Source organism: Peribacillus sp. NPDC096540, assembly GCF_050278525.1.
Classification (GTDB): domain Bacteria; phylum Bacillota; class Bacilli; order Bacillales; family DSM-1321; genus Peribacillus.
Genome location: NZ_JBNNTG010000001.1, coordinates 242,323 through 255,255 on the forward strand (window position 1 = coordinate 242,323; position 12,933 = coordinate 255,255).

The 12,933-nt window shown below is 38.8% G+C and carries 10 protein-coding genes and 1 pseudogene; 8 read left to right on the forward strand and 3 right to left on the reverse strand.

All coding sequences use genetic code 11. The features are described 5' to 3' along the window. Positions 1 to 80: 80 nt before the first annotated feature. Positions 81 to 557, reverse strand: coding sequence for a DUF1641 domain-containing protein (locus ACQKMR_RS01085; RefSeq protein WP_427695610.1), 477 nt, complete (start codon positions 555 to 557; stop codon positions 81 to 83). 18 nt (positions 558 to 575) lie between these two features. Then, positions 576 to 3,515: a formate dehydrogenase subunit alpha gene (fdhF, locus tag ACQKMR_RS01090; protein ID WP_427695611.1), complete on the reverse strand. Its 2,940-nt coding sequence runs from the start codon at positions 3,513 to 3,515 to the stop codon at positions 576 to 578. 331 nt (positions 3,516 to 3,846) lie between these two features. Here fdhF and ACQKMR_RS01095 point away from each other — a divergent pair, with 331 nt between their 5' ends. The 4 genes from ACQKMR_RS01095 (at position 3,847) to ACQKMR_RS01110 (ending at position 7,687) form a co-directional block, all read left to right on the forward strand. Then, positions 3,847 to 4,209, forward strand: coding sequence for a DUF2294 domain-containing protein (locus tag ACQKMR_RS01095; RefSeq protein ID WP_427695612.1), 363 nt, complete (start codon positions 3,847 to 3,849; stop codon positions 4,207 to 4,209). 87 nt (positions 4,210 to 4,296) lie between these two features. Continuing rightward, positions 4,297 to 5,079, forward strand: coding sequence for a formate dehydrogenase accessory sulfurtransferase FdhD (gene fdhD / locus ACQKMR_RS01100; RefSeq protein WP_427695780.1), 783 nt, complete (start codon positions 4,297 to 4,299; stop codon positions 5,077 to 5,079). Positions 5,080 to 5,361: 282 nt separating this feature from the next. Beyond that, positions 5,362 to 6,555 carry a dicarboxylate/amino acid:cation symporter gene (locus ACQKMR_RS01105; RefSeq protein ID WP_427695781.1) on the forward strand — a complete coding sequence of 398 codons (1,194 nt, stop codon included), beginning with the start codon at positions 5,362 to 5,364 and terminating at the stop codon, positions 6,553 to 6,555. A gap of 259 nt (positions 6,556 to 6,814) precedes the next feature. Continuing rightward, positions 6,815 to 7,687: a LysR family transcriptional regulator gene (locus ACQKMR_RS01110; protein ID WP_427695613.1), complete on the forward strand. Its 873-nt coding sequence runs from the start codon at positions 6,815 to 6,817 to the stop codon at positions 7,685 to 7,687. Positions 7,688 to 7,829: 142 nt separating this feature from the next. Here ACQKMR_RS01110 and ACQKMR_RS01115 read toward each other — a convergent pair. Continuing rightward, positions 7,830 to 7,976 (reverse strand): annotated as a pseudogene (locus tag ACQKMR_RS01115) (IS5/IS1182 family transposase); the annotation flags it as partial. A 438-nt stretch (positions 7,977 to 8,414) separates the two neighbouring features. On the opposite strand from ACQKMR_RS01115, the gene ACQKMR_RS01120 reads away from it, so the two are divergent. The 4 genes from ACQKMR_RS01120 to ACQKMR_RS01135 all read left to right on the forward strand — a co-directional run bounded on the left by ACQKMR_RS01120 (position 8,415) and on the right by ACQKMR_RS01135 (position 12,834). Continuing rightward, positions 8,415 to 9,341 (forward strand): AEC family transporter, encoded by a 927-nt coding sequence (locus ACQKMR_RS01120; protein ID WP_427695614.1) that lies wholly within the window; start codon positions 8,415 to 8,417, stop codon positions 9,339 to 9,341. Positions 9,342 to 9,950: 609 nt separating this feature from the next. Then, positions 9,951 to 10,997, forward strand: coding sequence for a fatty acid desaturase (locus ACQKMR_RS01125; protein WP_427695615.1), 1,047 nt, complete (start codon positions 9,951 to 9,953; stop codon positions 10,995 to 10,997). 94 nt (positions 10,998 to 11,091) lie between these two features. Next, the gene (locus ACQKMR_RS01130; protein ID WP_427695616.1) at positions 11,092 to 12,213 is read left to right on the forward strand and encodes a sensor histidine kinase; all 1,122 of its coding nucleotides are present in this window, start codon (positions 11,092 to 11,094) and stop codon (positions 12,211 to 12,213) included. 12 nt (positions 12,214 to 12,225) lie between these two features. Further along, positions 12,226 to 12,834 carry a response regulator transcription factor gene (locus ACQKMR_RS01135; protein ID WP_053348644.1) on the forward strand — a complete coding sequence of 203 codons (609 nt, stop codon included), beginning with the start codon at positions 12,226 to 12,228 and terminating at the stop codon, positions 12,832 to 12,834. Positions 12,835 to 12,933 lie beyond the last annotated feature (99 nt).

The following is a 12,933-nucleotide window of genomic DNA, read 5'->3' on the forward strand; positions in this document are numbered from 1 at the left end:
GAACTTCTTTTAAGTCTTATGTCTATTTGTTGAGAGAAAGCTGACTTTTGGGGATAGTGACTTACAAAAAAGATTCAAATCTATTCTTTTAATTCTTTACCCATTCCTTTTAGGAAGTGGATGCCAAAACCGATTGCTCGATTAATGTCTGGGTCATTTAATGTTTTCATTAAATTCATCACGCCAATTTTCTTATCGGTCTGAAGGAATTTGTTTGCTTCATCGACTCCTGCAAGTGCGCTGTTAAGTAGCTTTGTAGACTGTGCGGCATCAGCATTCATCAAAGCGCCTGTTGCTCCCATAAGGGTATTGATTAAATTGGTTACAGGTTGTCTTGTGACTTGTTGAAGAGCGATTTTCGCAATTTGTTCTTTTCCTTGAAGCATGGAATTCGCAGCGTCAAGTACACCCGATTCATTAAGTTCACCAAGGATTTTAAACATATTGTTCAACGCATCCTCATTGTTGGTGACAAGCGTTTTTAGTTCTTCGAGTTTTTGTAGCTTTATTTCTTCCTCTGTTATAGGATTATGGATTTCCGTAATTGGAGCTGCCATGAGCTTCACCCTCCTTTTTTATTTATCCGTTAAGTGAACATACCCTGGACGAGCCCACTTACGTTCTACCTCGACACCATTTTGAGGATGACGTTTTTTATTCCGTGGATTAGATCCCGGTAATGGAGTGTCTCCGCTTTTACTTAATACTTCCATGCGAACCATCGTTTGTTTATAAGCAGGCGTACTTGTACGGTTATCATACACAGGACCTGTAAGGAAATTAATGGCTGAGTCTTTGTCCACTGAATTCATTGGCAGGAAAAGCTCATTTGCTTGTACTCGGTCTGTGATAAGAACCTTTAATTTAACGGCTCCGAACGGTGACACTAAGCGTACGAGTCCGCCGTCATTGACTTTACGTTCTTTTGCAAGCTCAGGAGAAACCTCAACGAATATATCAGGAACTTTAGATTGAATTCCAATGGATTTATTCGTCATATTTCCTTCATGGAAATGTTCAAGCATACGTCCATTGTTGATATGAAGATCATATTCCTCTGGGAACTGAGCAGGTTCCACCCAATCAGATAAAGCAAAACGGGCTTTCTTATCAGGGAAGTTGAAGCCATCCACATAAAGAAGCGGCGTGCTAGTACCATCGTGGCTTCCCCATAGGAAGCTGTTCCAGCCTTCAAGAACTTCATAATTCGCTCCGCTGAATATTGGAGACAAGCTTGCCATTTCCGCATAGATTTCACTTGGATGATTGAAATTCCAATCCGCTTCTAAGCGTTTAGCAATTTCTTGGGTGATCCACCAGTCTGCTTTAGCTTCTCCTAAAGTAGGCAGTGCTTGGTATAAACGCTGTACGCGACGTTCTGTATTAGTGAATGTCCCGTCTTTTTCAAGAGATGGTACTCCTGGTAATACGACGTCTGCATATTGAGCTGTTCTAGAAAGGAAAATATCTTGAACCACAAAGAAATCTAAGCTTGATAACACATTATGGACGTGGTTGGCATCGGAATCGACAAGCGCCATATCTTCACCGACAAGGTACATTGCTTTCATATCGCCTTTTTCAATTGCATGAAGCATTTCGATATTGTTCATACCTGGTTTTCCATCAATTTTTACTCCATAAGCTTTTTCGAATTTAGCACGTGCTACATCATCAGATATATGTTGATATCCTGGAAGCCATGTTGGAAGAGTACCCATATCGCAAGCACCTTGTACATTGTTATGGCCGCGAAGCGGATAAGCTCCAGCTCCTGGACGACGGTAGTTTCCTGTAGCTAGTAAAAGGTTAGAAATCGCAGCGGAAGTATCAGAACCTCCAGTGTTTTGTGTTACACCCATTCCCCAAAGAATACAAGTCCCGTCAGCATCACGAATCATTTCAGCTACTTGAATAAGTGTTTCTTTTGAAATCCCTGTGTTTTGTTCTGCATATTCTAGAGTATATTTCTTAAGTATCTCTTTATAATCGTCGAAGAAGTTCACATTTTCATTGATGAATTCTTGATCATGCCAGCCTTGATCGATCATATATTTTGTAACGGCCATTAGCCATACTTGGTCAGTACCTTGTTTTGGTCTCATAAAGATATCAGAACGCTCTGCCATTTCATTTTTACGGAGATCTGAAACAATCAGTTTTTGACCATGAAGTTTATGTGCCCGCTTAACGCGTGTTGCTAGTACTGGATGGCCTTCAGCCGGGTTTGCCCCAACGATAATGACAAGACCTGCTGCGGCGATATCTTTAATCGTTCCAGCATCTCCACCCATGCCGACTGTACGGAACAATCCATCTGTTGCTGGAGATTGACAGTAACGGGAGCAATTGTCGACGTTATTGGTTTCGAAAACTTGACGTGCTAGTTTTTGAATGACATAGTTTTCTTCATTCGTAATCTTAGATGAAGAAATGAAACCTACAGAATTACCTCCGTGCTGTTGTTTGATTGATCCTAATCTAGACGCAACCAAATCAAGTGCTTCATCCCAGCTTGATTCAACAAATTGTCCATTTTTACGAATTAGGGGTTTAGTCAACCGTTTTTCAGAGTTTACGAAGTCCCAACCGAATTTCCCTTTAACACAAGTGGAAATCGCATTAACAGGGCCTTCATGAGTTGGTTGGACTTTAAGGATTTTACGGCCTTTTGTCCAAACTTCGAATGAGCAGCCTACCCCACAGAACGTACAGACTGTTTTTGTCTTCTTCGTACGTGTTTCGCGCATTGCTGCTTCAATTTCTGAAATGGCAAAAATACCACTGTAACCAGGTTCTACTTCTTTAACAAGATCAATCATTGGCTCAAGCATGTCGTTTTTCAAACCTGACATGAAACCAGCTTCACCAAGCATAGATTTTTCCATTAATGCATTACAAGGACAAATGGTTACACACTGTCCGCAACCGACACAAGATGAGTTGTTAATTTCTGTTCCTTCATCCCATATTACCCGAGGGCGATCTGCTTCCCAGTCAATGGATAGCGTTTCATTGACTTGAAGGTTTTGGCAGACTTCTACGCATTGTCCGCATGCAATACATTGATTAGCATCATAGCGGTAAAAAGGATGGGACATATCAACGTCACCCAATTCCACTTTCGGTGTGTAAGGATATTTTTGATGTTCAATTTCCATTAATTCTGCGGTGTTATGAAGTTTACAATTTCCATTATTATTATCACAAACTGTACAGTATAAAGAATGATTTTCCAGGATCCGGTCCATAGCTTCGGTTTGGGCTTCTTTTGCCTTGCTAGAGTCTAAGGCAATATCCATCCCGCTCACTGCTGCTGTCGAACAAGAACGGACGAGTTTCCCATTTACCTCGACGATACATGTATCACATGTTTGAATCGGATCTACTTCAGGAACATAACAAATTTGTGGATGAGCTATCTCATTTTGATTGATAACTTCCAGTATTGTTGATCCGGTTTTTGCTGTATAGTCCAAACCATTAATTTTAATAGTAATATTTGAATCGCTCATAATATTTCCCCCTTTATAGCCGAAAACACGAAAAAAACCACCATGATTACACCTCCGGCTCTGAACGGTGGTGTAAGTCATGGTGGAATAGTTTAATAGCAAAACTTGCCAATATACCAATCCATACCATTATGTATGGGTATTGAAAAAGATAGAAACACAACAGTACACTATTGCGTACCCAACTTTCATTATTGATATTATACCTTTAATTTCAAGAAGAAACAATCCTGTATAGGATCTGTCATTTCCAAATTCCTTTCGTTTTTTTCCTTGTTGATTTATGATAAGAAAATTGAGAAGTGTAATTCCGTGAATTGGAGTGAGTAATATGTCAAAAGTAATTCATGAATTCAATGATATGATTCGTAAGCTTCGTAAGGAACTATTCGGGAAAGGTCCAGAACGTATCCACACAGTTTTCGTTGAAAATATGGCCGTCTCAACGTTATACGGTAATTTAACTCCGACGGAAATGTTCATATCAAGCTCCGAGGAAGGAAAAGAGATGGTCCATTCAGCCAGAACTAAAATGATTCAGGATGTATACTCGGTGAATCCTCCGGAAGGAATGGAAAAACTGGTTGGAGCTAAACTAGTCCATTTGTTTTCTGATATAAAAGTAAAAGAAAATATAGCGATTTCCGTATTTGTCTTTGATAAGGAAATAGCGGAAAAACTAAACGGGCATTGACCAACCTCTAGAAGATCTAGGTTCCTAACATATTAGGTCAATTAGCTCCTAGACATTAAAAGGGGTGGGGACATGAAAGCAATTGAAATGAAGCGGGACATTATCCGTATATCTAATGGCAACATTGAGAGAACAGAAGATACGATTGTGACGGAGTTTCCCGTTACTGTGAAAATAAATGGACAAGAATTTGTTACCATGGTTTGTACACCTGAATACATCGAAGATATGGTCATTGGTTACTTGGCTTCTGAAGGGATTATCAAAAAATATGAAGAAATAAAGGAAATTTGGGTGCAAGAAAAAGAAGGTTTTGTTCATGTGAAAACGGATAAGGTGAACCCATACTACCAGGACTTTCAAAATAAGCGGTATATTACGTCTTGCTGTGGGATGAGCAGGCAAGGATTTGTCTTTGTAAACGATGCACTGACTGCTAAGAAAATGGATAATATTACGGTAAAGCTTACACCTGATGATTGCTTCCGCTTGATGAAGGAATTGCAAAATTCTGCTGTCACGTTTCAAAATACGGGCGGAGTTCACAATGCTGCGTTATGTGATGTCGATGGCCTCGTATTAAGTCGGATGGATATTGGAAGGCATAACGCTTTGGACAAAATATATGGATATTGCTTGAAAAATGGTATTTCGATAGAAGGAAAAGCTATCGTGTTCAGTGGCCGGATTTCATCGGAAATCTTATTGAAAGTGGCGAAGATTGGTTGTGAACTTATACTCTCAAAATCCGCTCCAACAGAATTAGCTTTGGAGTTAGCTGAAGGATTAGGAATTACGACGGTCGGATTTATTCGTAATGATTCAATGAATATCTATACATGTCCTGAAAGAATTCAATTAAAAGAATAAAACAGTTTATCTGTTTCTAAAAAATGAATAAATGAGAATACTTAGAACAACCCGGGTGGATATTAATCCATTTCGGGTTTTTTTGAGCAGTAATGATATTTGAATCACTATGGAAATATAGGAAGTCTAGATCATGAGAAATCAAAAAATAAAGCACACAAATCATTTACATCTAATTACTGAAGGAATATTAATATATTTCCATTTTAATGAGTTTGATATTGTGATATAGTCTTTTTAAGATAAACAATTGTATTTTTCAGGAGGACTGTAGTTGTGAAAATAAAGTTTGGTCTTTTACCACAAATAATTCTGGCTATTATTTTAGGGGTTTTAATCGGTAGTATTTCACCAAAATGGCTCATTATGAGTTTTGCAACGTTTAACGGTATATTTGGTAACTTTATAGGGTTTGTGATTCCATTCATTATCATTGGGTTCATAGCACCTGGGATAGGCCAGCTAGGAAAAGGCGCAGGTAAACTGCTTGGCTTAACGACTTTTCTAGCTTATCTCTCTACTATATTTGCTGGGTTTATGGCTTTTGCGGCAAGTTATACCTTGCTTCCGAAGTTCATTACTGGAAATCAACTTATAAAAGACGCGGATAATCCGGAAGATTTTCTAGTCGCACCTTTTTTCCAAATTGAAATGCCTCCTATTATGGGTGTTATTAGTGCCCTACTATTCGCATTCATCATTGGAATTGGCCTGGCATCTATTAAAGGAAAGACATTGCAGCATGCATTTGATGAATTTCAATTAATTGTGGAAAAATTAATTAAAACAGCGATTATACCATTATTGCCTTTTCATATCTTCGGTATTTTTGCCAATATGACATACGGTGGTCAAGTACAGTCGATTCTTTCCGTATTTGGAAAAGTGTTTGTCCTTATTATTGTGCTCCATCTTATAATGCTGCTGATTCAATACACGATTAGTGGTCTGGCAACTAATAAGAATCCAATTACATTATTGAAAACAATGTCTCCTGCTTATTTTACTGCAATTGGGACACAGTCTTCTGCTGCTACTATTCCTGTCACATTAAAACAAGTGAAGAAAACAGGTATCCAAGGAAGAATTGCAGACTTTACCGTCCCGTTATTAGCAACGGTACATCTGTCAGGGAGTACGATTACACTTATAAGTTGCTCAGTTGGCGTCATGCTTTTAAATGGAGGCACTCCAACCCTTGGGATGTTTCTTCCTTTCATTTTGATGCTGGGTGTTACAATGATTGCTGCCCCAGGGGTGCCGGGTGGGGCGGTTATGGCCGCATTAGGTTTGCTTGAAACGATGCTTGGATTTGATCCAACCATGATTTCATTAATGATTGCTTTATATTTAGCTCAAGATAGCTTAGGTACGGCAACGAATGTAACGGGAGATGGTGCTTTGTCCATCCTTGTCGACAGATTCAGTTCGAAAAAGTCTCAAGAAATTGATCTTACTCAACAATCAGTGCAATAGAACAAAAAACCAGCTGTATTACAGCTGGTTTTTTATTTTCTGAGTTATGACTTGAAGGTTGTCAAAGCGAAGGGCAGATGCATTACCATTCAATATGGGGTGAAAAGCTATCGGATTAGGGTGGAGAATTTGCTTAAAAAGGTCCTTGCCGGCATGGCTTGGACCTTGTTTTGACTTTGTTAAATAATATATCCTTCAAGCCTTTTATGGTACAGTTTGGGTAAAAAAATTACTGGAAAATGGTATCGGAGGAAAGTCAATGAATGAAAGGGATTGGCATATTTTAAAGGTTTTATATCAAAAAAAGAATATTACTAAAACCGCGCAAAGTTTATATATCTCGCAACCATCTTTAACGAAACGAATTCAACAAATCGAGAAAGAATTTAATTTGAAGATTGTGGAGCGGGGTACAAGAGGAGTCCAGTTTACCCCTCAAGGGGAGTACTTGGCGAATTGTGCTGATGAGATGCTGATAAGGCTCCGTCAGATAAAAGAGACAGCGTTTAACATGGGACAGGAGATTAGTGGAACGTTGAGATTAGGAGTTTCCAACTATATTACGCTTCATAAGTTACCGGGCCTGTTGAAAATTTTTCGTGAACAATTTCCTAAGGTTGATTTTAATGTGACAACGGGTTGGAGTAAGGAAATACTAAACCTCATTTATAATGAAGAAGTCCATGTTGGGATTGTACGGGGGGACTATCGATGGTCGGAATCAAGGCATCATCTTTTTGAGGAAACGATTTGTATCGCGTCAAAGGAGAAAATTGATATCCGGGACCTGCCATCTTTGCCGAGGATTGATTATGGGACCGACGCTCTTTTAAAGTCGATGATTGATAATTGGTGGAGAAGGAATTTCTCCAGACCGCCTTTGGTTGGAATGGAAGTGGACAAGGGTGATACATGTAAAGAAATGGTCAGGAATGGGCTAGGGTATGGGATTCTTCCAAGCGTCTTGTTGGAGAAAGACCAAAATCTATATCAGATTAATTTGAAGGATGAACTAGGAGATACACTTATTAGAAATACTTGGATGTTATATCATGAAAAGACGCTAGAATTAAAGCTGGTCAATGAGTTTGTCCAATTTGTTAAGAATGTCGATTTTATGAGAGATATTTAGATAAAGCATTTTCAGTTTGTAGACAAAAAGGTAATTTGTAATGGCTGGTGTTTTGTAAGCTGCATCTGCGGCAACAGCTTCAGGTTTTCCAACTTTCTCAATCACTTGTTCAACCAGAGGCTCTAAGATGGGGGCCTACCTCTGAATACATATCTTTCAGCAAGTCATAAATGAAAGAGAAATCAATGGCTGCCTCCATTTTACGAACCAAATGGTTCGATGACACCAGTTGATCTAAAGTAATCATTTCAAGTTGATCTCGCTGAATGGAATCATGTTTAGAAAGTATCCTTATCACCTCAAGTTTTAATACTTCTTTTTTAAAACAAAAAAGACTGTAGGAAAAAGGAGTTCTATCTAAATGTTAAAACAAAGTTGATTGGAACGGAAGGTACGAGACTCCTGCGGGAAAATCGCGTCCAAGGGAGACCCCGCAGGCGCAATGGCGCCGAGGAGGCTCCCGGACCGCCCGCGGAAAGCGAGTGCCTGGAGTGGAAATCAACGGTCAAATTTTAAAAACCTAAAAAAAACTGTAGACAAACTCAATTATTTATCGAGTTTGTCTACAGTCTGAAAGCACAGAAACTTCTGTGCTTTTTTTTATCATTCCTTTTTTGAATAGCCAACGATAATTTATTCGTATTTTAATTATGGGTTCCTCCACATTATGATATATGTGAGAAGTGAATCTACAAGATGTTTTCTTTTGAAATGGAGTGGTAGCAATATGAGTGTTTTGTTTTTAATTTTATTGAATGTCATTGTACCTGTCTTTTTTCTAATAGGAGCGGGGGCATTTCTTCATCGTAAATTCCACCTGGATATGAACACATTGTCTAAATTGAACAATTTCCTACTTATGCCGGCCATTAGCTTTGTTAATATTTATCAAAGCAGGATGGGAGGGGGGATGATTGTCCAAATATTTGGCTTCCTTGCTCTGCAAGCTGTAAGTCTCATCATAGTAAGTACATTGATTGCTAAACTTGCTAAGTTTGATCAAAGTCTCTCTGCAACTTTTAAAAATAGTGTGGTCTTAAATAACTCAGCCAACTTTGGGATGCCAGTCAGCCAGTTGGTGTTTCATAATAATCCTCTTGGTCTATCAATTCAAGTCATCGTTATCATCTTTCAAAATCTGCTGACCTATACATATGGATTGATGAATTCTGTTTCCGTTCATACAAAAAGTGCAAAGGGAGCGATCCGCGAGTTCTTGAAGAACCCTGTTATCTACGCTCTCATACTCGGTTTGGTTTTACAGGCGACATCAATCAACATTCCTATGTTTTTATGGACTCCGATTGATAATATAGCAAGTGCGTTCATAGCTATTGCCTTGATTACACTGGGTGCTCAGAGTGCTTACTTAAAAATAACTCACTTCCCGCTTCCGCTTATCCTTAGCTTGATTGGCCGTTTAATACTCTCCCCATCTATTGCATTTCTAATCATTCTCATGCTTGGGCTGGAAGGGACGGTTGCCCAAGGATTATTTATAGCAAGCTCATTTCCAACATCAAGAAACAGTGCTTTATTTGCTTTGGAATATGGTAACCATCCAGAGTATGCGGCACAGGCCGTCTTGATGTCCACTTTATTCAGCAGTATTACGGTAACGTTGGTCGTATATCTATCAAAAATTCTATTCTAGTTGGACTGCTCTTAATGGGCAGTCTACAGTTTTTTTTAAGTGTTTGTAAAATTCGAACCGTGATTGGAACGTAGGGCGCTCGCTTTCCGCGGGCGGTCCGGGAGCCTCCTCGGCTTGCGCCTGCGGGGTCTCCCCTAGACGCGCTTTTCCCGCAGGAGTCTCGCACCTTCCGCTCCAATCAACTTTGTTATAAAATTTAGATAGAACCTCTTTTGTTACAAACTGGGAATCGCCTGGTGGCGAATCTGTTTTTGTGTTTGATCAGTACATAGACTCACTTTACATATAAGGGAAGTAAGTTTCGTTTTAAAATAGTTCATTGTTTTCCCCATTCAATTGAGTAGATATATCATTTTTTGAAGGGTAAAAATGATAAATCAGGAAAAAATACATGTGAAAAGTGAAGGGTAGACAAGTATATGACATTTGTCATGCCAGCCGATTGACGTTTATGACTTCAGATGATCGGTGATTATTCCTATAATTAAAGAAGAGGAAGATAGTTTGTTAAATCTAACGTTTCCGTAAATTATTGTTCCTTTAAAATGTAAGCTTACCAATCCATTTAAACACTCCATTTTTCTATATAATATTTATTAGGAGGAAGTTATGAGTAACCATAAACAATTGAGAAAAGATGTTGCCCCTTTCGAAATGTCCAATACTAAATCAAGTGTGAAACAACTTTTAAATACATTTCCACCCTTTTTTCTATTATGGTTTTTAGCCTATCAGAGCTTATCAATCTCATATTGGCTGACCCTTGCATTTACCGTTCTGGCTTCAGGGTTTGTGATCAGGATTTTCATCATTTTCCATGATTGCTGTCATCAATCGTTTTTCAAAAGTAGGAAAGCGAATAATATCCTGGGTACAATCAGTGGAATCGTCACATTATTTCCGTATGAACAATGGAAGCATAGTCATTCCATACATCATGCAACCAGCAGTAATTTAAACAAACGCGGTACCGGCGATATTTGGGTCATGACGGTTGATGAATATGTAGCTGCTTCATTCTGGGGACGTCTAGCTTATCGTTTATATAGAAATCCGATCGTCATGTTTGGTTTAGGACCATTTTATCTATTCCTTGTGTCGAATCGTCTGAATACAAAAGGTGCTAGAAAGAAAGAACGTATGAATACTTATTTGACAAATGCTTCTATTTTGGTGATTTATGGTCTTTTATGCTTGGCTATCGGATGGCAGGCATTCTTGATGATCCAAGTACCGCTTCTTTTTGTAACAGGATCATTGGGCATCTGGCTGTTCTATGTACAGCATCAGTTTGAAGATTCTTATTTCGAAGAGGAATCAGAATGGGATTACGTGAAGGCTGCCATTGATGGAAGTTCTTATTATAAACTTCCAAAGGTTTTACAATGGGTAACTGGAAATATCGGTTTCCATCACGTGCATCATCTTAGTCCAAGAGTTCCAAACTATAATCTGGAAAAAGTCCATGATTCCACCCTGCCATTGCAACAGGCAACGACAATCACTCTTGGTTCAAGCTTAAAATCACTTCGCTTCCGCCTTTATGATGGCGAAAACAAAACGTTTGTAAGTTTTAAAGAGATTAAGCACCGTCTAAGCGATACAAAACCTAAGGTAGGAATCAATAATAAACGTCCAAGTCTTCAAGAAAAATAAATAGTTTATTAAAAAACCATTCAATTTCCATTGGATGGTTTTTTGATAAAACTCCGTAGTATATACTAGGAGTAAAAGAAAAAGAGGCGGCGCCATGCAAAGTTGGTATCATATTTTTCCGAAGAACACAGGGCTAAGCCCTTATGTCTGGATCATTTTTTGTATCCTCCCATTTTATTTCATTTTTAAATCTTCATCGATGTTGGAGATTGTTTTTGGAATTGTCATGATCATTTTGTTTTTCATTTCATATGGCCTCTCATTCGTTTCAAAGGGATGGCCCGTATACGTTTGGACTGCGATACAAATAGTCATATCCATATCCATGACCATATTTTTCAGCTACATTTACTTTTCACTTTTTTTGGCATTCTTTATTGGGAATGTTCAAAATAAGGTTGGTTTTTTCGTATTATATTCGATTCAGTTATTAGCAACCATCGTGTCCGTCAATATTGGGTTCATCATGAAAGATCCTACCTTCTTTTCGCAATTTCCCTTTATGCTTATTTGTGTAGTAGGCGTGATTCTTCTCCCGTTCAACACATATAATCGGAATAAACGGGATAGGCTGGAAGAACAACTGGAAGATGCGCATAAAAGAATATCCGAACTTGGCAAAATGGAAGAACGTCAGCGGATTGCTCGTGATTTACATGATACTCTTGGACAAAAACTTTCTTTGATTGGCTTGAAAAGTGACCTTGCTGGGAAATTGATTGATTTAAACCCGGATTCGGCTAAGAAGGAAATCAAGGATATCCGCCAAACGGCGAGGACGGCACTCAAAGAAGTACGGGAAATGGTGTCGGAAATGCGTGGAGCTAAGCTAAGCGATGAAATAATCCGGGTCAAGCAAATTTTGAAAGCGGCAGAGATAGAATTCAAATTGGAAGGCACCACGGAATTGCAAGATACCCCATTGCTTGTTGAAACGGTTTTAAGCATGTGCTTGAAAGAAGCTGTGACCAATATAGTCAAACATAGCCGTGCCGACTGCTGTAATATCGTTATAGAAGAATTAAAGACAGGAGTGACAATCAAAGTCCATGATAATGGAGTGGGGCTTTCACATAAATCAGAATTTTTTAAAGGCAATGGACTTCAAGGGATGAAAGAAAGGCTTGAATTCGTTAACGGAAGTTTGGATATTAAATCAACGGAAGGAACCACACTTTATATTAGAGTTCCGAATGCTATAAAAAATAATGAATAGGTGGGATTTACTTTGATTCGAATCGTTATTGCTGAAGACCAGCGGATGTTGCTTGGTGCGCTAGGTTCTATCCTTGATTTAGAAGAGGATATGGAAGTTGTCGGAAAAGCAAGCAATGGGGAAGAAGCAATGAATCTCGTCAATCGTTTAAAGCCGGATATCTGCATTACTGATATTGAAATGCCAGTTAAAACCGGGCTCGATGTAGCGGAAGAGATCAAGAGTCAGGGCCACCAATGCAAAGTCATCATTTTAACAACTTTTGCACGCCCTGGATATTTTGAAAGAGCAAGAAAGGCAGAAGTAGGTGGATATCTACTGAAGGATAGTCCAAGTGAGGAATTGGCAAACTCAATTAGAGTCATCATGGATGGTCGGCGCATATATGCTCCAGAGCTGGTGGATATGGCTTTTGAAGAAGAAAACCCGTTGACTGAACGAGAGAGTCAAGTGCTCAAACTGATTGCTGATGGTAAGAATACAAAAGAAATTGCCAGTCAACTTTATCTTACTAATGGAACAGTGCGTAATTATATTTCGGTCATTCTTGATAAATTGGATGTAAGCAATCGTGTGGAAGCGATTGTAAGATTCAAGGAAAAGGGCTGGTCTAAAGATTGATTTGGATTTGGGGTTTGCCAAAGGGCAAATCCTTTTTGGCTCGATTTGCATGCTCTATTATGAAGAGTGACTTCCTTAAAAATATATAGAATAAAAATT

Coding starts and splice junctions, on each gene's coding strand:
- ACQKMR_RS01130 (WP_427695616.1), top strand. CDS start 11,092: ATGCAAAGTTGGTATCATATTTTTCCGAAGAACACAGGGCTAAGCCCT.
- fdhD (WP_427695780.1), top strand. CDS start 4,297: ATGAAGCGGGACATTATCCGTATATCTAATGGCAACATTGAGAGAACA.
- fdhF (WP_427695611.1), bottom strand. CDS start 3,515: ATGAGCGATTCAAATATTACTATTAAAATTAATGGTTTGGACTATACA.
- ACQKMR_RS01095 (WP_427695612.1), top strand. CDS start 3,847: ATGTCAAAAGTAATTCATGAATTCAATGATATGATTCGTAAGCTTCGT.
- ACQKMR_RS01085 (WP_427695610.1), bottom strand. CDS start 557: ATGGCAGCTCCAATTACGGAAATCCATAATCCTATAACAGAGGAAGAA.
- ACQKMR_RS01110 (WP_427695613.1), top strand. CDS start 6,815: ATGAATGAAAGGGATTGGCATATTTTAAAGGTTTTATATCAAAAAAAG.
- ACQKMR_RS01120 (WP_427695614.1), top strand. CDS start 8,415: ATGAGTGTTTTGTTTTTAATTTTATTGAATGTCATTGTACCTGTCTTT.
- ACQKMR_RS01125 (WP_427695615.1), top strand. CDS start 9,951: ATGAGTAACCATAAACAATTGAGAAAAGATGTTGCCCCTTTCGAAATG.